Annotated in this window: 16 protein-coding genes; all 16 read right to left on the reverse strand. The window is 62.8% G+C overall.

The window, feature by feature from the left end; translation table 11 throughout:
* Positions 1 to 10: 10 nt before the first annotated feature.
* The 16 genes from V6M89_RS15605 to recN all read right to left on the reverse strand — a co-directional run bounded on the left by V6M89_RS15605 (position 11) and on the right by recN (position 19195).
* Positions 11 to 1225, reverse strand: coding sequence for an NAD(P)/FAD-dependent oxidoreductase (locus V6M89_RS15605; protein ID WP_332854017.1), 1215 nt, complete (start codon positions 1223 to 1225; stop codon positions 11 to 13).
* Positions 1222 to 1569 carry a nitrite reductase small subunit NirD gene (nirD, locus tag V6M89_RS15610; protein WP_217944964.1) on the reverse strand — a complete coding sequence of 116 codons (348 nt, stop codon included), beginning with the start codon at positions 1567 to 1569 and terminating at the stop codon, positions 1222 to 1224. The genes V6M89_RS15605 and nirD overlap by 4 nt, the downstream gene beginning before the upstream one ends.
* A 10-nt stretch (positions 1570 to 1579) precedes the next feature.
* Positions 1580 to 4111, reverse strand: coding sequence for a nitrite reductase large subunit NirB (gene nirB / locus V6M89_RS15615; RefSeq protein ID WP_332854018.1), 2532 nt, complete (start codon positions 4109 to 4111; stop codon positions 1580 to 1582).
* A 9-nt stretch (positions 4112 to 4120) separates the two neighbouring features.
* On the reverse strand, positions 4121 to 5428 hold the full coding sequence (locus V6M89_RS15620) for an MFS transporter (RefSeq protein WP_332854019.1): 1308 nt from the start codon (positions 5426 to 5428) through the stop codon (positions 4121 to 4123).
* A 315-nt stretch (positions 5429 to 5743) separates the two neighbouring features.
* The gene (gene cobA / locus V6M89_RS15625) at positions 5744 to 6499 is read right to left on the reverse strand and encodes a uroporphyrinogen-III C-methyltransferase (protein WP_332854100.1); all 756 of its coding nucleotides are present in this window, start codon (positions 6497 to 6499) and stop codon (positions 5744 to 5746) included.
* A gap of 10 nt (positions 6500 to 6509) precedes the next feature.
* Entirely contained in the window at positions 6510 to 7181 is a 672-nt protein-coding gene (locus V6M89_RS15630; protein WP_332854020.1) for a type IV pili methyl-accepting chemotaxis transducer N-terminal domain-containing protein, read from the reverse strand.
* Complete coding sequence (locus tag V6M89_RS15635; RefSeq protein ID WP_332854021.1) at positions 7181 to 7987, reverse strand: ABC transporter ATP-binding protein; 807 nt, start codon at positions 7985 to 7987, stop codon at positions 7181 to 7183. Before V6M89_RS15635 ends, V6M89_RS15630 begins: the two co-directional genes overlap by 1 nt.
* A 12-nt stretch (positions 7988 to 7999) precedes the next feature.
* Positions 8000 to 8884, reverse strand: coding sequence for a nitrate ABC transporter permease (ntrB, locus tag V6M89_RS15640; RefSeq protein WP_332854022.1), 885 nt, complete (start codon positions 8882 to 8884; stop codon positions 8000 to 8002).
* A 12-nt stretch (positions 8885 to 8896) separates the two neighbouring features.
* Complete coding sequence (locus tag V6M89_RS15645) at positions 8897 to 10174, reverse strand: CmpA/NrtA family ABC transporter substrate-binding protein (RefSeq protein WP_442881977.1); 1278 nt, start codon at positions 10172 to 10174, stop codon at positions 8897 to 8899.
* A gap of 270 nt (positions 10175 to 10444) precedes the next feature.
* A complete protein-coding gene (locus V6M89_RS15650) occupies positions 10445 to 11068 on the reverse strand; it encodes an ANTAR domain-containing response regulator (protein WP_332854024.1) in 624 nt (207 codons plus the stop codon).
* A 133-nt stretch (positions 11069 to 11201) separates the two neighbouring features.
* A complete protein-coding gene (gene can / locus V6M89_RS15655; RefSeq protein WP_332854025.1) occupies positions 11202 to 11879 on the reverse strand; it encodes a carbonate dehydratase in 678 nt (225 codons plus the stop codon).
* Positions 11880 to 11983: 104 nt separating this feature from the next.
* Positions 11984 to 13114, reverse strand: a complete 1131-nt coding sequence (gene dnaJ, locus V6M89_RS15660; RefSeq protein ID WP_166106693.1) for a molecular chaperone DnaJ — start codon at positions 13112 to 13114, stop codon at positions 11984 to 11986.
* 177 nt (positions 13115 to 13291) lie between these two features.
* Entirely contained in the window at positions 13292 to 15235 is a 1944-nt protein-coding gene (gene dnaK, locus V6M89_RS15665; RefSeq protein ID WP_332854026.1) for a molecular chaperone DnaK, read from the reverse strand.
* Between the two features lie 97 nt (positions 15236 to 15332).
* Positions 15333 to 15875: a nucleotide exchange factor GrpE gene (gene grpE / locus V6M89_RS15670; RefSeq protein ID WP_116992077.1), complete on the reverse strand. Its 543-nt coding sequence runs from the start codon at positions 15873 to 15875 to the stop codon at positions 15333 to 15335.
* A gap of 424 nt (positions 15876 to 16299) precedes the next feature.
* Positions 16300 to 17409, reverse strand: coding sequence for a ferrochelatase (hemH, locus tag V6M89_RS15675; RefSeq protein ID WP_332854027.1), 1110 nt, complete (start codon positions 17407 to 17409; stop codon positions 16300 to 16302).
* A 133-nt stretch (positions 17410 to 17542) separates the two neighbouring features.
* Positions 17543 to 19195, reverse strand: a complete 1653-nt coding sequence (recN, locus tag V6M89_RS15680; RefSeq protein WP_332854028.1) for a DNA repair protein RecN — start codon at positions 19193 to 19195, stop codon at positions 17543 to 17545.
* Positions 19196 to 19200: the final 5 nt, after the last annotated feature.

The raw sequence follows: 19200 nt of genomic DNA on the forward strand, positions 1-19200 counted from the left end.
CTCGCTCAAATCATGCGGCGCGCGCGGAAAGCGCTTCGCCAAACAACAGGTTTTGCCGGATCGGCGTAATGTCGGTGCGGTTTTGAATCAGGTTGAAGTACCACGGGCCATCCTTGACATCGCCATATAGCACGGCGCCGGTCACGCGCCCGTCCCTCAACACCAGCCGCTTGTAGACGCCGCGCCGCGCATCGCGCAGCACCAGGTCCTCGCTGCCCTCGCCACCGATAAAATCGCCAACCGAATACAGGTCCACGCCGGTCACTTTCAAGCGGGTCGGCGATGTCTGCTGCACGTAGCGGCGCACGCCGGCGCCGGCCAGGTGGGCGCCGCAAACGCGCGCCTGGTCCCAGATCGGTGCCACCAGGCCGAAGGTCGCGCTGCGGTGCTGCACGCACTCGCCCACCGCGTACACGCGTGGATCGTAGGTTTGCAGCGTGTCGTCCACCACGATGGCGCGTTCGCAATGCAGGCCGGCCGACTTGGCCAGGTCGATGTTTGGACGCACGCCGGCGGTCATCACCACCAGGTCGGCCGGGATCTCGCTGTCGTCCTTGAAGCGTACCGCGCGCACGCGGTCCGGGCCGACGATTTCGGCGGTCTGCGCGTTCATCATGAATTTCAGGCCCTTGGCTTCCAGCGCCTTTTGCAGCAGCAGCGCGGCAGGCTTGTCGAGCTGCTGGTTCATCAGCGCGTCGGTCACGTGGACCACGGTGACCGACATGCCTTGCCGTTGCAGGCCGTTGGCCGCCTCAAGCCCCAGCAGGCCGCCGCCGATCACCACCGCGTGACGGTGATTGCGCGCCATCGCCAGCATGGTCTCCACGTCCTGGATATCGCGGAAGGCCAGCACGCCGGGCAGCTGGTGGCCGGGCACGGGAATGATGAAAGGCTTGGAACCGGTGGCGATCAACAGGCGGTCGTAGCGCACTTCCAGTCCGGAGCGCGCGCGCACGATGCGCTTGCGGCGGTCGATATGTTCGACCGGATCGCCGGCGTGCAGCGTGATGCCATGCTGGACGTACCATTCGCGCGTGTTGAGCATGATGTCTTCCATGCTCTTTTCGCCCGCCAGTACAGGCGACAGCAGGATGCGGTTGTAGTTACCGTGCGGCTCGGCGCCGAACACGGTGATGTCGTACATGTCCGGCGCCAGCTTGTACAGCTCCTCGACCGTACGCATGCCGGCCATGCCGTTGCCGATCACGACCAGCGAGGGTTTCACAGGCCTACCCAAACTTTGCCGCCGTCGATACGGGCGGGATAGATGCCGACCGAGTGCTCGGGCGCTTCCAGGCACTCTCCCGTTTGCAGGTCGAAGTGCTGCTTGTAGATCGGCGAGGCGACCACGATGCGTTCGCCCAGGTTGCCCACCAGGCCGCGCGACAGCACGGAGGCCTCGGAATTCGGGTCGTAGTTATCGATGGCGAACACGCGCGGGTTGCCGTCGTCCACGTGGAACACGGCGACCTGCTGCTGGTTCAACAAGGCGCACACGCCGGTGTTGGGCACGATCTCGTCCAGGTTGCAGACGGCGATCCAGTTATCGGTTTGAATGTCGCGATGCATAAAGTTCTCCTCAAGCTGCCTTGACTGCGATCGGAATCACGCGCTTGCGCTCTTCCACGGTGGCCGGACGAATCTGTCCGCGTTCTTCCATGAACAACACGTTCTCGTCGCCCTTTTCGCTGTTGACGAAGTGGCGGAAGCGCTTGCGGGTTTCTGGATTCTCGACGGCTTCCTTCCACTCGCATGCATAAGTGTCGACCACGTGCTGCATATCGGCTTCCAGCTCGGCGGCTATGCCCAGCTTGTCGTTGACGACGACCTGCTTCAAATAATCCAGGCCGCCTTCCAGATTCTCGCGCCAGGTGCTGGTGCGCTGCAGGCGGTCGCCGGTGCGGGTGTAGAACATCAGGAAGCGGTCGATGTACTGGACCAGCGTGGCCTTGTCCAGGTCCGTCGCCAGCAGTTCGGCGTGGCGCGGCTTCATGCCGCCGTTGCCGCACACGTACAGGTTCCAGCCTTTTTCGGTGGCGATCACGCCGACGTCCTTGCCCTGCGCCTCTGCGCACTCGCGGGTGCAGCCGGAGACGCCGAACTTGATCTTGTGCGGCGTGCGCAGGCCCTTGTAGCGGTTTTCCAGTTCGATCGCCAGGCCGATGGAATCGTCGACGCCATAACGGCACCAGGTCGAGCCGACACACGACTTCACCGTGCGCAGCGACTTGCCGTAGGCGTGGCCGGATTCGAAACCGGCGGCGATCAGCTCTTCCCAGATCAGCGGCAGCTGCTCGACGCGGGCGCCGAACATGTCGACACGGGCGCCGCCGGTGATCTTGGTGTACAGGCCGTACTTCTTGGCGACCGTGCCAACCGCGATCAGGCCGTCGGCGGTGACTTCGCCGCCCGGCATGCGCGGCACCACCGAGTAGGTGCCGTCCTTCTGGATATTGCCGAGGAAGTAGTCGTTGGTGTCTTGCAGGCTGGCGTGTTCCTTCTTCAGCACGAAGTCGTTCCAGACCGACGCCAGGATGCTGGCCGCCAGCGGTTTGCAGACGTCGCAACCGAGGCCCTTGCCGTGCTTGGACAGCAGGTCGCCGAAGCTCTTGATCTGGCCGACTTTGATCAGGTGGAACAGCTCCTGGCGCGAGTAGGCGAAGTGCTCGCACACGTGGTTGTTGACGGCCATGCCGAGCTTCTTCATCTCGGCCTTCATCACCTGCGTCACCAGCGGCACGCAACCGCCGCAGGAGGTGCCGGCGTTGGTGCAGCTCTTCAATTCGCCGATGGTGGTGGCGCCGCCGGCCACCGCTGCGCACAGCGTGCCTTTCGATACGTCGTTGCAGGAGCAGATCTGCGCGCCTTCCGGCAGCGCGTCCACACCCAGGCCAGGCTTGGCCGCGCCGTCCGATTGCGGCAGGATCAGGAACTCCGGCGATTCCGGCAGTTCGATTTTGTTCAACATCATTTGCAGCAGCGTGCCGTATTCGCTGGCGTCGCCCACCATCACGCCGCCCAGCAGGTACTTGCCGCAGTCGGAGACCACGATCTTCTTGTAGATCTGTTTGCGCTCGTCGGTGAACTGGTAGGAGCGGCTGCCTTCGACCTTGCCGTGCGGGTCGCCGATACTGGCCACGTCCACGCCCATCAGTTTCAGCTTGGTGCTCATGTCGGCGCCGGCGAATTCCGCCGCTTCACCCAGCATGTGCTTGGCCGCGACACGCGCCATCTCGTAGCCCGGCGCCACCAGGCCGAAGATCAAGCCGCCCCACAGCGCGCATTCGCCGATGGCGTAGACGTCCGGGTCGGAGGTGACGCAGTTGTTGTTGATCTCGATGCCGCCGCGTGGGCCGATGGTCAGGCCGCTCTCGCGCGCCAGCATGTCGCGCGGGCGGATGCCGGCGGAGAAAACGATCATGTCCGCATCCAGGTGGCCGCCGTCGGCGAACTCCATGCGGTGCGTGCCATCGACGCCGTCGACGATGGCGGTGGTGTTCTTACCCGTGTGGACGGTCACGCCCAGTTCTTCGATTTTCCGGCGCAGCACGCGGGCACCGCCGTCGTCCACCTGCACCGCCATCAGACGCGGCGAGAATTCGACCACGTGGGTTTCCAGCTTCATGTCGCGCAGCGCCTTGGCGCATTCGAGGCCCAGCAGGCCGCCGCCGATGACAACACCGGTCTTGGAGCGCTTGCCGCATTCGAGCATCGCTTCCAGGTCTTCGATGGTGCGGTAGACGAAGCAGTCCTTACGCTCCTTGCCCGGCAGCGGCGGCACGAACGGGAAGGAACCGGTGGCGATCACCAGCTTGTCGTAGCCGAGCACATTGCCGTCGGCGGTGGTGACGGTCTTGCCGGCGGTGTCGATCGCGGTGGCGCGGGTGTTCAGGCGCAGCACCATGTCGTCGCGGTCGAAGAAGCCCGGCTTCACCAGCGACAGGTCTTCCGCCGATTTACCGGAGAAGAACTCGGACAGGTGCACGCGGTCGTACGCGGGACGCGGCTCTTCGCACAGCACCGTCACTTGCAGATGGGAGGCGCCGCTATTGGCCAGGCTCTCCAGGAATTTGTGGCCAACCATGCCATGGCCGATAACGATAATCTTCATGATGTCCTCTTAGGCTGCCAGCTTGGCTGCGGTTGCGGTTTCTTCGACGGCGCTGCTGCTGAAGCGGGCCGCCAGTGCGCACAGCGCGGATGCGGCGACGACGATGCCGAGTATGCTCAAGGTTTGCTGCACATTGCCCAGGCCCTTCATCAGGAAGCCCGCAGCCACGGCGCCGACGTTACCGCCCGCGCCGATGATGCCGGCCACGCCGCCCAGGGCGCGCTTGTCGACGAAAGGCACGATGGCGTAAGTCGCGCCGCAGGCCATGTGGGTGAACAGGCCGAATACCAGCATGGCGCCGATGGCCAGTGCGGCGGTGCCGGCGTTGGCGAACATCAGCAGGCCGGCGCCTTCGCCCAGCATCAGCACGAACAGCAGCGTGACGCGGTTATTCAGGTTGCCGGCGGCGGCGAATTTGTCCGACACCCAGCCGCCCAGGGCACGGGCGAACAATGCCAGCAGGCCGAAGCTGCCTGCCGCCATGCCGGCTTGGGCCAGCGTCAGTTTGAAGTGATCGACGTAGTAGACCGCGGCGATGTTGTGGATGAAGATCTCGATGCCGAAGCAGGCGCCGTAGGTGATGAACAGCATCCATACGCGGTAGTTGGCGGAGGCCAGTTTGAAGCTCTCCCAGCCGCCTTTCTTTGCGCCGCCGTCGATGGCGATGCCTGCTGCGCGCAGTTCGCTGAAGTTCCCTTGCGGGCAGTCCTGCGTGAAGCGGTAGTAGACGCCGGCCATGACGATCATCAGCACGCCCGGCACCAGCAGCGCAGCGCGCCAGCCGTAGGTTTCGCTCACGCCCAGCATGACCATGGCGGTCATCAGCAGCGGCATCACGGCTTGCGCCACACCGCCGCCGGCATTGCCCCAGCCAGCGGCTGCGGCGTTGGCGGTGCCCACCACCTTAGGCCCGAACATCACCGAGGTGTGGTACTGCGTGATGACGAAGCTGGCGCCGGCCGCGCCGATACCAAGGCGGAACAGCAGGAAGCTCTCGTAGCTCTGCGCGAAGGCGACGCCGATCACCGGGATGGAACCCAGCAGCAGCAAGCCCGTATAGGTTTTGCGCGGACCGAAATGGTCGCACAGAGGGCCGACCACCAGCCGCACGAGGATGGTGATGGCCACGGCGGCGATGTTGATATTGGCGATCTGCGCGACGCTCAGGCCAAATTCACCTTTAATCACCGGCATCAGCGGTGCGCAGGCAAACCAGGCGAAGAAGCAGACGAAGAACGCCATCCAGGTCAAGTGGAACGCCCGCATCTGAGGCGTTGAAATCGAAAAGAGCTTGATGCTGGTAGCTTTGGTGGCCATTTTTTATCCCGTTCAGAAAACAAAAAGGCGCCCGCGCAACCAAGGTCACCTAAGACCAGGTTGGGCGGACGCCGTTGTCCTGCCGCCCCGTCTTTGGGTCGGCGGTTGTATTCGGGGGGATCGCCGTTGATCCCTTATCCTCTGTATTGCAAGAGCCGTGCCAGACCGTGAAAGGCCTGATTACAGGGGGAGAAGGCCGCAGCGGGCCTGGTTTGCACTGGCGCCGTGCTATGTTGCGGTGCACGATGCACGCTATCGGTGCGCACCGGCGGTGCGTATTAAAGAAGGGAGGGTCAGACTTGACCCTCTTGTTTGTTAGGCAATGGCGCGAACCGGTTCGATGATGGCCTGCCAGTCATCCGCGCAGCGCACCACGTCGCCGACGACGATGATGCTTGGGCTGCCAAGGCCGCTGTCGCGCAGTGCTTGTGGCAGTTGGCTCAATGTTGTCAGTAATTGACGCTGGTTGTCGCGCGTGGCCGATTGCACCACCGCCACCGGCGTATCGGCAGCAGCGCCGCCGGCCAGCAGGCCGGCCTGGATCGCATCCACGCGCGCCACGCCCATGTAGATCACCAGCGTCAGGCCGCTCTGCGCCAGCGCTTTCCATTCCGGCTCCGACTCCGCATCCTTGCCATGGCCGGTGACGAAGGTCACGCCCTGGCTCCACGAGCGGTGCGTCAGCGGGATGCCGATGCTGGTCGGCGCGGCCAGGCCGCTGCTGATGCCTGGAACCACGTCTACCTCGATGCCGTGCGCGCGCAAGGATGCGCGTTCCTCGCCGCCACGGCCGAACATATAAGGATCGCCGCCTTTGAGCCGCACCACACGATGCCCCGCACGCGCTTCGGCGATCATCAGCCGCTCGATGAATTCCTGCGGCGTGGACGCGCAGCCGCCACGCTTGCCGACCTGGATCACGCGCGCCGTCGAGGGCGCGAAGCTGAGTATTTCGGGGTTGACCAGGTCATCGATCAACACCACGTCGGCGCGCTCGATGGCGCGGACGCCCTTTAACGTCAACAGTTCCGGATCGCCGGGGCCGGCTCCTACCAGGGTTACGCTGCTCATCATCTTCTCCTTAACCTGCGGCGGCCAGCGCTGCGCTGACCATTTCATCAATCTCGCCGGTGATGTTGGACAGTACGCCCGCCACCACCGAGAATTCCTTGCCGGCGTGCCCCGCCCGCGCCGCGACGATGCGCGCATTGAAGGCCACCATGCGCGCCTGGCGGTTGATCGTATCGATATCGGTGATCACACCGCGCAGCTGCTTGCGCACCAGGCGCGCGTTCAGCTTGGCCTGCTCTTCGTAGATACTGGTGATCGTGTTGAGGATCGCCAGCGTCGGCGTGGTGATGCCCACCAGCTCCGCCAGCAGCTCCGCGCTCTGCGAGGAGCCCTGTGCGATGGCCTTCAAGGTGCGTTCGCCCAGATCGGCAAAGTGCGTGATCTGGCGGTCGCCATCGAGCTTGCCGAAATAGGCCTCGTGCAGCTCGGGACAGAACACGCCCGGCAAACCATCCTTCTCCGCCAGCAGGGACTTGTGGGCGCCGCGAAACAGCGCCAGTGCTTCCTGCGCGGTGGCCGCGCCATCCGCGTGTCCCTGCGACGCCAACAGCGCATACAGCACGATGCGCTGCGACGTGAAGCGGCGGCGGCCCGACAGATTGATCAAGGCGCCGAACACTTCGCCGGTCAACGCCTTCTTGGCGGCGCCTTCCGGCGCCATGGGGGGCGTGGTCATATCCATCAAGCGGCTTCCTTGGCTGGATGCGCTTGTTTGCGATACAAGAACTCCAGCACCGCCGTGCGGTACTCGGTGTAGCGTGCATCCTGCGCCAGCGCCACGCGGTCGCGCGGACGATCCAGCTGCACGTCGACGATCTCGCCGATGGTGGCGGCCGGGCCATTGGTCATCATGACGATGCGGTCGGACAGCAGCACCGCCTCGTCCACATCGTGCGTGACCATCACCACCGTCGACTTGGTGGCGGCGACGATCTTCAGCAGCTCGTCCTGCAAGTGCGCGCGGGTCAGCGCATCGAGCGCGCCGAAGGGTTCGTCCATCAGCAGCACTTTCGGCTCCATCGCCAGCGCGCGGGCGATGCCGACACGCTGTTTCATGCCGCCCGATATTTCATGCGGACGCTTGGACTCCGCCGCCGTCAGGCCGACCAGCGCCAACCCCTGCATGGTGCGCTCGCGCAGCTGGTTGCGCGTTTCGGTCTTGCCGAACACGCGCTCCACGCCGAGGTAGATGTTTTCGTAGCAGGTCAACCAAGGCAGCAACGAATGGTTCTGGAACACCACCGAGCGCTCCGGCGACGGCCCGGCGATCTCGCGGTTGGCGCACAACAGCACGCCGTCCGTGGGCTTGAGCAGGCCGGCGATCAGGTTCAGCAAGGTCGATTTACCACAACCCGAATGGCCGATCAGCGTGATGAATTCGCCCTTGCGCACCGTCAGGTCGATTTCGCGCAGCGCGTGGAACACGCCCTTCCGGGTATGGAACACCATCTCCACGCCTTCGATGTCGATGAATTTTGGCTCGTCCATGATCGTGTTCCTTTAGTTGGATACTTGTTCGTAGGTGAAGGCGCGGGCCAGCGCCATCAGTGCCTGCTCCAGCATCAAGCCGACCACGCCGATGGCGACGATGGCGATGATGATGTGCGGGACATTCAGGTTGTTCCACTCATCCCACACCCAGAAGCCGATGCCCACGCCGCCGGTCAGCATTTCCGCCGCGACGATCACCAGCCACGCGGTGCCGATCGACAGCCGCACGCCGGTCAGGATGTAGGGCAGCGCGGACGGCAGCAGGATCTTGGTCAGCACCTTCCACTCCGACAGGTTCAACACCTTGGCCACGTTCATGTAATCCTGCGGCACGCGCTGCACGCCGACGGCGGTGTTGATGATCATCGGCCAGATCGAGCAGATGAAGATCGACCAGATGGCGGCAGGGTTGGCGGACTTGAACACCAGCAGGCCGATAGGCAGCCAGGCCAGCGGCGACACCGGCTTGAGCAGGCTGATAATCGGACCGAACATGCTGCCGATGAACTGCACGCGGCCGATCAGGAAGCCCAACGGAATCCCCACCAGCGCCGCCAGGCCGAAGCCCACCGCCACCCGCTGCAAGGACGCCAGGATATTCCAGCCTATGCCCTGGTCGTTCGGGCTTTTGCTGTAGAACGGATCGGAGAACAGCTTGACCGCTTCCTGCAAGGTCGCCAGCGGCGTCGGGAAGCTGGCGTTCTTGATGGTGATGATCTGCCAGACCAGCACCAGCAGCGCGGCGCCCAGCAACGGCGCGACGATCTTCATCACGTTGGCCGATACCTGCTGCCGCGCGCGCGCCGATGAATTGGCGGCCAACGGACGACGTGGACGGCGGATTGGCGCAGCTGCTACCGGTTCGGCGCTATCGGGTTTGAGCATGGCGTTCATGGCATTCCCCTATCAGGCTTTGATCTTGAACGAGGCGGCGAACGCTTTCGGGTTCTTGCCGTCCCATACGGAACCATCCATCATCTTCGAGGTGCGCAGCGGGCTTTTCGGCACCGGCGTCTTGGTCATCGTTGCCGCGTCCTTGTACAAATCGATCTGGTTGACCGAGGTGGCCACGGCCAGGTAATCCGGATCGTCCTTCAACAGACCCCAGCGGCGGTGCTGCGTCATGAACCACATGCCGTCCGACAGATACGGGAAGTTGACCGCGCCGTCGTTGTAGAACTTCATGTAGTTCTGGTCGTCCCAGGTCTTGCCCAGGCCATTCTGGTAGCGGCCCATGATGCGCTGGTCGATCGCGTCCTTGCTGGTGTTGACGTAGGATTTGTCGGCGATGACCTCGGCCATCTTGTTCTTGTTGGCCAGCGAGGCGTCGATCCATTTGCCGGCGTCGAGGATGGCGGCCATCATCGCGCGGCAGGTGTTCGGGTTCTTCTTGGCGAATTCCAGCGTCGACCCGAGTACCTTTTCCGGGTGGTCCTTCCAGATGTCCTGGGTGGTGGTGGCGGTGATGCCGACGCCGTCCATGATGGCGCGGTGGCCCCACGGTTCGCCCACGCAGAAGCCGTCCATATTCCCGACCCGCATATTGGCCACCATCTGCGGCGGCGGCACGGTGATGACCTTGGCGTCCTTCATCGGGTTGATGCCGTTGGCGGCCAGCCAGTAGTAGAGCCACATCGCGTGGGTGCCGGTCGGGAAGGTCTGGGCGAAGGTGTATTCGCGCTTGTCGGTCTGCATCAGCTTGGCCAGCGACGCGCCGTCGACGGCGCCCTTGTCGGCCAGCTTCTTCGACAGCGTGATGGCCTGGCCGTTGTTGTTGAGGCCCATCAGCACCGCCATGTCTTTCTTCTGGCCGCCGATGCCCATCTGCACGCCGTAAAGCAGGCCATACAGCACATGGGCTGCGTCCAGATCGCCGTTGGCCAGCTTGTCGCGCACGCCGGCCCAGGAAGCCTCTTTGCTCAGCACGAATTTGACGCCGTATTTTTTATCGAAGCCCAGCACCGAGGCCATCACCACCGACGCGCAGTCGGTCAGCGGAATGAAGCCGATCTTGATTTCTTCCTTCTCCGGCTTGTCCGAACCCGCCGCCCACACCCCACCTGTTGCCAATCCCAACATGCTTCCCCCCGCTACCAGGCCTGCGCCATGAATGATTTGCCGACGCTTGGTGTTCACAGTTTCGGATGGCAGGTTGTTACCTGCTTGTGGTTCTTTGTATTCCATCGCAAATCCCTCATGTAGTCAGCAAGACAAAACGGCAAAAAAAAAGTCTACCCAACATGAACGGATTCATGAGTGTAGACGTCGTTGTCTGGTGGACCTCACCGCCGTTGGCGAGGTACAGCAAGCGCATCGTTGCGCTTGCCTACAGGCTATGCAATGTCTGTGCCAGCAAGTTTTAGAGGGAGAAAGGGGGAATCGGGCGGATGGCAGCGCCATGCCATGGCGCAGAAAACGCACTGCTATTGCGCAGTGCATCATTTTGGACGGGATTTAGCCGAGCAGGTCTTCTACGTCCAGGATACGCTGGGCGACTTCGGACAGCTTGAGGTTTTTGCTCATCGCCATGCTGCGCAGCTTTTGAAACGCCTGCTCTTCGGTGAAACGTTGGCGTTCCATTAACAGGCCCTTGGCGCGTTCGATGATCTTGCGTTCGGCCAGTTTGCTCTTGGTATCGGACAGCTCGTCCAGCAGCTTCTGCTCGCGCTTGAAGCGCGCCAGCGCCACTTGCAGCACCGGCTTGATGCGGTCGCTCTGCAGGCCGGCCACGATGTAGGCCGATACGCCGGCCGCCATGGCGGCTTCCATGCTCTCGGTGTCGTCGCTCTCGGTGAACATGACGATGGGGCGCCGCTCGTCGCGGGTGGCGATGACGATATGTTCCAGCACATCGCGCGCATCGGATTCGGCGTCGACGATGATCATGTCGGGTTGCAGCTGGGCAATGCGCTCGGGCAGGTACATGTCCGGCGGCAGCGAGGCGATGATGTCGTAGCCCGCTTCGAGCAGGCCGATGCGCAGCGCACGCGCCCGTTCGGCCTGCGCGAGCAGGGATGCGTCATCCTCGTCGCCGGCATGGATGATGGTGTTGACGACCACAATGCGTAAATGTTTCATGGTCATGCTGGAGATTGGAGTTGGTTCATGACGCTTAAGCAAGCAAGAATCAATCCATTCTACGGCACACGGCAGGTGTCGTGCCAGCGGAAGCGGCCCGCCGCTAGCGTTTAGCAACGGGCCGCGCTGGGAATCAGCCGACTTCGGCGTCGTACTCGCTCAGACGCTTGGCCACGCGCGGCGCCAGTTCGTGGGCGGCGGTGACGGTCATCTCCAGGTCGTGCAGTTTGCCGTCCTTCAGGCCGTAGACCCAGCCGTGCACCGTGACGTTCTGGCCGCGGTCCCATGCGTCCTGCACGATGGTGGTCTGGCAGACGTTGGACACCTGCTCGACCACGTTCAGCTCGCACATGCGTTCCGCGCGCAGCTTGCTGGTCAGCACGTCGCCGAGGTAGCGCTCATGCTTCTGGTGCACGTCCTGCACGTGGCGCAGCCAGTTGTCGGCCAGGCCGACGCGGGTGCCGGTCATTGCCGCGTGCACGCCCTTGCAGCCGTAGTGGCCGACGATGATCACGTGCTTGACCTTCAACACATCGATCGCGAACTGCAGCACCGACAGCGCGTTCAAGTCCGAGTGCACCACCACGTTGGCGATGTTGCGGTGGACGAAGACGTCGCCCGGCGCCAGGCCCAGCAGCTCATTCGCCGGCACGCGGCTGTCCGAGCAGCCTATCCACAGGTATTCCGGCGAAGCTTGCTGCGCCAGGCGGTTGAAGAAGTCGGGGTCGCGCTCGACTTCCGATTCGGCCCAGCGGCGGTTGTTGTCCAGCAGGTCGCGCAACGGGGAATTGCTGTTGTCCAGATCACTCATGATGCTCCTCTCGTACATAAGAAGACCGCCGGTCCAACCCGAAAAGGGTGGCGCGGCGGTCCGATATTACCAAGACTGCATGACATCGCAGTTACTCGAAACCTTTACTCAAAAAAGTCCTTCACCTTGTCGCGCCAGGTCTTGCTTTGCGGGCTGTGCTTGGAGCCGCCTTCGGTGGTCAACTTCTCGAAGTCGCGCAGCATGTCCTTCTGCTTCTCGGTCAGCTTGACCGGGGTCTCGACCGCCACGTGGCAGAACAAGTCGCCCGCGAAGCCGGAACGCACGCCCTTGATGCCCTTGCCCTTGAGGCGGAAGGTCTTGCCCGACTGGGTGCCTTCAGGGATCGTGAACGACACTTTACCAGACAATGTCGGAACCTCGATGTCGCCGCCCAAAGCCGCCTTGGCGAACGAGATCGGCATTTCGCAATGCAGGTCGTCGCCTTCGCGCTGGAACACCGAGTGCGGCTTGATGTGGATTTCCACATACAAATCGCCCGACGGTCCGCCGTTGGTGCCCGGTTCGCCGTTGCCGGACGAGCGGATACGCATGCCGTTGTCGATGCCGACCGGGATCTTCACTTCCAGCGTCTTGTTGCGCTTGATGCGGCCCTGGCCCGCGCAGGCAGCGCATGGCTCGGGGATGATCTTGCCGGTGCCGTGGCATTTCGGGCAGGTCTGCTGGATGCTGAAGAAGCCCTGCTGCATGCGCACCTGGCCGTGGCCGGCGCAGGTCGAGCACGTGACCGGCGAGGTGCCAGGCTTGGCGCCCGAACCGTGGCAGGTGTCGCACTTGTCCCAGGATGGTACACGAATTGTGGTGTCGAAACCGTGTGCGGCCTGCTCCAGCGTAATTTCGAGGTTATAGCGCAAATCAGCGCCGCGATATACTTGCGGGCCCTGGCTGCGGCCACGGCCGCCACCGCCGAAGATGTCGCCGAAGATGTCGCCGAAGGCATCGCCGAAACCGCCGGCGCCGCCGCCGAAGCCACCGCCGCCACCCATGTTCGGATCGACGCCGGCGTGACCGTAACGGTCATACGCTTCACGCTTCTCCGGATTGGTCAGCATCTCGTAGGCTTCTTTGACTTCCTTGAATTTTTCTTCCGACTCTTTGCTATCCGGATTGCGGTCCGGATGGTATTTCATCGCCAGTTTGCGATACGACTTCTTGATCTCGTCTTCCGACGCGTTTTTGGCGACACCAAGTGTCTCGTAGAAATCTCGCTTTGCCATATTGTCGGCACCTTGCTGTATTGAATACTGATGTACTGTTTATGCTAAAAAGCCGAGCCGGTGCCGCGGGGGCGACGACTCGGCTCGGCTTGTCGTTCCCGCGGAAGCGGGAACCCATGCTGAGCGACTGCGGATGCTCAGTATGGATTCCCGCCTGCGCGGGAATGACGCCGGCGATTACTTGCTGTCTTTGACTTCTTTGAAGTCGGCGTCAACCACGTCGTCCTGCGGCTTGGCCTGCTCGGCGCCTGGCTGGGCGCCGCCTTCAGCACCGCCGCCGGCGGCAGCTTGCTGCGCCTGCATGTCAGCGTACATCTTCTCGCCCAGCTTCTGCGAGGCGGTCGACAGCGATGCCACTTTGGCGTCGATCTCGGCCTTGTCGCCGGCCTTGATCGAACCTTCCAGGTCGGTGATCGCAGCTTCGATTTTTTCCTTCTCGCCGGCTTCCAGCTTGTCGCCGTATTCGGTCAGCGATTTGCGGGTCGAGTGCACCAGCGCGTCGGCCTGGTTGCGCGATTCGGCCAGCTCTTTCACTTTCTTGTCTTCTTCGGCGTTGACTTCAGCATCCTTCACCATCTTCTGGATCTCAGCTTCGGTCAGGCCGGAGTTGGCCTTGATCGTGATCTTGTTTTCTTTGCCGGTGGCCTTGTCTTTCGCGCCGACGTGCAGAATGCCGTTGGCGTCGATGTCGAAGGTCACTTCGATCTGTGGCGTGCCGCGCGATGCTGGCGGGATGCCTTCCAGATTGAATTCGCCCAGGCCCTTGTTGCCGGCCGCGATTTCACGCTCACCCTGGTAGACCTTGATGGTCACCGCAGGCTGGTTGTCGTCGGCGGTCGAGAACACTTGCGAGAACTTGGTAGGAATCGTGGTGTTCTTGTGGATCATCTTGGTCATCACGCCGCCCAGGGTTTCGATACCCAGCGACAGAGGCGTCACGTCCAGCAGCAGCAAGTCCTTGCGCTCGCCCGACAGCACCGAGCCCTGGATCGCGGCGCCAACGGCGACGGCTTCATCCGGGTTCACATCCTTGCGTGGGTCTTTGCCGAAGAACTCTTTAACTTTTTCCTGCACCTTAGGCATGCGGGTCATACCGCCGACCAGGATGATGTCGTCGATGTCGCTAACCTTGACGCCGGCGTCTTTGATCGCGATGCGGCATGGTTCCATGGTCGCGTTGATCAGTTCCTCGACCAGCGATTCCAGCTTGGCGCGGGTCATCTTCAGGGTCAGGTGGACCGGCGCGCCGTTCGCCATGGCGATGTACGGCTCGTTGATTTCGGTCTGCTGCGACGACGACAGTTCGATCTTTGCGCGCTCGGCCGAAGCCTTGATGCGTTGCAGGGCGATCGGATCTTTTTTCAGGTCCAGGCCGTTGATCTTCTTGAACTCTTCGATGATGTAATCGATGATGCGCTGGTCGAAGTCTTCGCCGCCCAGGAAGGTGTCGCCGTTGGTCGACAGCACTTCGAATTGTTTTTCGCCATCGACGTCGGCGATCTCGATGATCGACACGTCGAAGGTACCGCCGCCCAAGTCATACACGGCGATCTTGCGGTCGCCCTTTTCGGTCTTGTCCAGGCCGAAAGCCAGTGCGGCCGCGGTTGGTTCGTTGATGATGCGCTTGACGTCCAGGCCCGCGATACGGCCGGCATCCTTGGTTGCCTGGCGCTGCGAGTCGTTGAAGTACGCAGGCACGGTGATGACGGCTTCGGTGACTTCTTCACCGAGGTAGTCTTCTGCCGTTTTCTTCATCTTGCGCAGCACTTCAGCCGAGATTTGCGGCGGAGCCAGTTTCTTGTCGCGCACGCCGATCCATGCGTCGCCGTTGTCGGCTTTCATGATCGAGTAAGGCATCAGGCCGATGTCCTTCTGCACTTCTTTTTCGTCGAACTTGCGGCCGATCAGACGTTTGACGGCGAACAGCGTGTTCTTTGGATTGGTCACGGCCTGGCGTTTCGCCGGCGCGCCGACCAGGATTTCACCATCTTCTTGGTAAGCAATGATCGATGGCGTCGTGCGCGCGCCTTCGGCGTTTTCGATTACCTTTGGCTGACCGTTTTCCATGATGGAAACGCAGGAATTCGTGGTTCCCAGATCGATACCGATAATTCTACCCATGATTTTTCTTCCTTATTTGCTAAAGTTCAGATGGTACTAATATGTGGAAAAGCTGTATGTTTTCAAGTGCTTAGTTCGGTGCGGAAGCAAAAATAATTTACTTCGCTTGCGCCGCAGTCACGATGGCGGGACGCAGCAGGCGGTCCGCGATCATATAGCCTTTTTGCAGTACGGAAACTACCGTATTGGCTTCCTGGTCGGCAGGCACCACGGCGACAGCCTGGTGCTTGTTCGGGTCCAGCTTGTCGCCCTGGGCTGGCAGAATCTCCAGCAGGCGGTTTTTCTCGAAGGCCGACGACAGCTGCTTGAGCGTCATTTCCACGCCTTCCTTCAGCGATTCGATCGACGGCGTTTCAACTTTCAGGGCCATTTCCAGGCTGTCCTTGACCGGCACCATGGCCTCGGCAAAGCTTTCAACGGCGAACTTGTGGGCCTTGGCCACGTCTTCCTGGGCGCGGCGACGGATGTTTTCACCGTCGGCCTTGGCGCGCATGAAGGCGTCGTGCATCTCGGCCAGCTTCGCTTCGGTGGCCGACAGCTGCTCCTCCAGCGTAGGCTGGTCGGGAGTCGATGGCGGGGCCGACGCAGCGGCTGCTGCCGCCTCTGGATTAGGTACGGCTTGGTTTTCCTGATCTTGCATCTATAGACTCCTACTATCGTATTTGTTTGACATTACTTTTCTTACTGCACTGGCTGCAAATGGGGCGATAACCTATCTTTTCAAGGGTTATTCTGCCCGTTATTTCATCACCGCCAGCGCGCATTGCCCCACAAGCGGCCTCATGTAACACGCGTTACAAAACTTCGTCTGTGCAGGCTCTACTTTTTTGCACCGCAGCGTCTAAGATGTACTAAAGACAACCATCGCGGCAGTTTTTCCGGGAGCGCCCTACCATGAAGTTGCCACTGATCGCAGCATCCATCCTGGTGTACATCGTCTTGGCGACGGCATGGATCTGCTATGCCGACTTCCCCTTCAGCCGGCTATTTTAACAGGCTGGCACTCGTCACCCGCAAGTGCTGATTACGCTGCCCGGGCGGAGTTGTGGCGAGATTGTCTCTTTTCAGTCGGCGGCGCCCAGTTTGAGGGCGGCGGCCCGGCCGATCTCCGCATCTTTCTTCACTTCATCATGCTGGGCCGCAACCATCTGCGTCGGCCAGCCGATCATATGCTGCTCGGCAATTTCCGCCATGGCGGCGATCCAGGCCGGCGATTCGTTCAGGCAGGGGATGTAGTGGAATTCCCGGCCGCCGGCCTGCTCGAAATCGTGCCGCACTTCCATCGCGATTTCTTCCAGCGTTTCCAGGCAATCGCTGGTGAAGCCGGGGCACAGCACGTCCACCCGCTTGACGCCGTCGCGCGCCAGTTGGGCGATGGTGGGCGCCGTGTACGGTTGCAGCCACTCGGCCTTGCCGAAGCGCGACTGGAAGGTGACGATATATTGATCCGGCGTCAGCTTCAGCGCGGCGGCCAGCAGGCGCGCGGTCTTCAGGCACTCGCAGTGGTAGGGGTCGCCCAGCATCAGCGTGCGCTTGGGCACGCCGTGGAAGCTCAGCACCAGCTTGTCAGGGCGGCCGTGGGCGTCCCAGTGCGCCTGCACCGACTGGCGCAGCGCGCGGATGTAGCCGTCGTGGTCGTGGTAGTTGCGCACGAAGCGCAGCTCGGGAATGTTGCGCACCGCGCCGTAGTGGTCGAACACGGCGTCGTAGATCGAGCCGGTGGTGGTGCCGGAATACTGCGGATAGGCGGGCAGCACGGCGATGCGTTCGACGCCGTCGGCCTTCAGCTTGGCCAGCACTTCGGGCAGCGACGGCGAGCCGTAGCGCATGGCCATGGCCACGGTCAGGTTCTGGTGGCCGCGTTCGCCGAGCGCGCCGCGCAGCAGCATGGCCTGGGCGGCGGTGTGCACCTTCAGCGGCGAGCCTTCGCGGGTCCAGATCGACGCGTACTTTTTAGCCGACTGGCCGGAACGGAACGGCAGGATGATCAGGTTAAGGATGAACCACCACACGGCGCGCGGAATCTCGACCACGCGCGGATCGGACAGGAACTCCTTCAGGTAGCGGCGCACCGCCGAGCGGGTAGGTGCGTCGGGCGTGCCCAGGTTGACCAGCACGATGGCGCTACGGCCAACCGTGCCGTGCTTGTAGGGAGGTTCTTTTAAGAAGGTCATGTAGGCCAATGGCAGCGTGTATAGGACAGCCTGCCATTATAGATAAGAAAATCCGGGGTCAGGTCCCCCATTTGAGCATGAGCTCGCCTTTGCATGGCGAGCTCATGCTCAAATGGGGGACCTGACCCCGGATTTAGGAGGCGAGGAGTTCGCGGGCGTGCTTGCGGGTGGTGGCGGTGATTTCCAGGCCGCCCAGCATGCGCGCCACTTCTTCCACGCGTGCCTTGGAATCCAGCACGTCGATGCGGGAGGCGGTCTTGCCGTTTTCCAGCGTGCCCTTGGCCACCTGGAAGTGCTGGCCGGCCTGGCTGGCCACCTGCGGCAAGTGCGTCACGCACAGCACCTGGCGCTCCTGGCCCAGGCGGCGCAGCAGGCGCCCTACGACTTCGGCCACGCCGCCGCCGATGCCGCTGTCGACTTCATCGAAGATCAGCGTCGGCGTGGTGGTGGCGTTCGAGGTGATCACCGAGATCGCCAGCGAGATGCGCGCCAGTTCGCCGCCCGATGCCACCTTCGCCAAGGAGCGCGGCGCCACGCCGGCATGGCCGGCCACCAGGAACTCGATCTGCTCCAGGCCATGCGCGCCAGGCTCGCCGGCGTTGAGCGCGACTTCGAATCGGCCGCCCGTCATGTTCAGTTCCTGCATCGCCTGTGTGACCGCGTCGCTCAACTGGCGGGCCGCCTTGGCGCGCGTGCCGGACAGGCGCTGCGCCTGCTCCATGTACACGGCCTTGAGTTTTTCTTCCTGCTTGCGCAAGCCTTCGATGTCGCTGGCGTCGGCGATCTGCGACAGGCGCTCGGCCAGCTTCGCGTGCTCCTCCGGCAGCTGCTCTTCGGTGATGCGAAACTTGCGCGCCGCCGAGTGGATCGCATCCATCCGCGCCTCCACCTTGCGCAGCCGCTCGGGATCGAGGTCGACCCGGTCCAGGTAATCGTTGAGCGCATACACGGCTTCCTGCAACTGGATGCGCGCCGGTTCGATCAGGTCGACGATGGCCTGCAAGCCGGTGTCGATGCCGGCCAGCTTCCCCAGCTTCTGGTTCAGCGACGACAGCTGCGACAGGATGGGCTGCTCCTCCGCTTCCGAGATCACCGTCAGCGCTTCCTGCGCGCCCTCCAGCAGGCTGGCGGCGTGCGACAGGCGGCTCTGTTCATTGCTCACCTCCGCCCACTCACCCGGTTTGACAGCCAGCTTTTCCAGCTCGTTGACCTGCCACTCCAGCCGCTCGCGCTCATACAGCACGTTGGCGGCGTTGGTCTCGAACTCCTCCAGCTGCTTGCCCAGCGCGCGCCAGGCGCGGTAGGCCAGCGTCACCGCCTTCACATCGTTGCCGGCGCCGGCCTGGCTGTCGAGCAGCACGCGCTGCGCCTCGGTCTTCATCAGCGACTGGTGCGCGTGCTGGCCGTGGATGTCGACCAGCATGTCGCCGATCTCGCGCAGCTGCGCCGCCGTCGCCGCGATGCCGTTGATGTAGGCCTTGCTGCGGCCGGCGTTGTCGATCACGCGGCGCAGCAGCGCGCCCCCCTCCTCCACCGCGAACTCGTTGGCGGCCAGCCAGTCGCGCGCCTGCTCGCTGAGCGCGAAGTCCGCCGTGATGTCGGCCTTGGCCGCGCCCTCGCGCACCACGCTGGCGTCGCCGCGGCCACCCAGCGCCAGCGTCAGCGCATCGATCAGGATCGATTTGCCGGCGCCGGTCTCGCCGGTGAAGACGGTGAAGCCTGCGGAGAATTCCAGTTCGATGGTGTCGACGATGACGAAATCGCGGATGGACAGAGTACGGAGCATGGAGG

The organism is Duganella sp. S19_KUP01_CR8 (genome assembly GCF_036688705.1).
In the GTDB taxonomy this organism is placed as follows: Bacteria; Pseudomonadota; Gammaproteobacteria; order Burkholderiales; family Burkholderiaceae_D; genus Rugamonas.

Excerpts from the sequence above, each read along its gene's own strand:
- nirD (WP_217944964.1), bottom strand. The coding sequence starts at position 1,569 with ATGCATCGCGACATTCAAACCGATAACTGGATCGCCGTCTGCAACCTG.
- nirB (WP_332854018.1), bottom strand. The coding sequence starts at position 4,111 with ATGAAGATTATCGTTATCGGCCATGGCATGGTTGGCCACAAATTCCTG.
- V6M89_RS15620 (WP_332854019.1), bottom strand. The coding sequence starts at position 5,428 with ATGGCCACCAAAGCTACCAGCATCAAGCTCTTTTCGATTTCAACGCCT.
- cobA (WP_332854100.1), bottom strand. The coding sequence starts at position 6,499 with ATGAGCAGCGTAACCCTGGTAGGAGCCGGCCCCGGCGATCCGGAACTG.
- V6M89_RS15630 (WP_332854020.1), bottom strand. The coding sequence starts at position 7,181 with ATGGATATGACCACGCCCCCCATGGCGCCGGAAGGCGCCGCCAAGAAG.
- V6M89_RS15635 (WP_332854021.1), bottom strand. The coding sequence starts at position 7,987 with ATGGACGAGCCAAAATTCATCGACATCGAAGGCGTGGAGATGGTGTTC.
- ntrB (WP_332854022.1), bottom strand. The coding sequence starts at position 8,884 with ATGAACGCCATGCTCAAACCCGATAGCGCCGAACCGGTAGCAGCTGCG.
- V6M89_RS15645 (WP_442881977.1), bottom strand. The coding sequence starts at position 10,174 with ATGGAATACAAAGAACCACAAGCAGGTAACAACCTGCCATCCGAAACT.
- V6M89_RS15650 (WP_332854024.1), bottom strand. The coding sequence starts at position 11,068 with ATGAAACATTTACGCATTGTGGTCGTCAACACCATCATCCATGCCGGC.
- can (WP_332854025.1), bottom strand. The coding sequence starts at position 11,879 with ATGAGTGATCTGGACAACAGCAATTCCCCGTTGCGCGACCTGCTGGAC.
- dnaJ (WP_166106693.1), bottom strand. The coding sequence starts at position 13,114 with ATGGCAAAGCGAGATTTCTACGAGACACTTGGTGTCGCCAAAAACGCG.
- dnaK (WP_332854026.1), bottom strand. The coding sequence starts at position 15,235 with ATGGGTAGAATTATCGGTATCGATCTGGGAACCACGAATTCCTGCGTT.
- grpE (WP_116992077.1), bottom strand. The coding sequence starts at position 15,875 with ATGCAAGATCAGGAAAACCAAGCCGTACCTAATCCAGAGGCGGCAGCA.
- hemH (WP_332854027.1), bottom strand. The coding sequence starts at position 17,409 with ATGACCTTCTTAAAAGAACCTCCCTACAAGCACGGCACGGTTGGCCGT.
- recN (WP_332854028.1), bottom strand. The coding sequence starts at position 19,195 with ATGCTCCGTACTCTGTCCATCCGCGATTTCGTCATCGTCGACACCATC.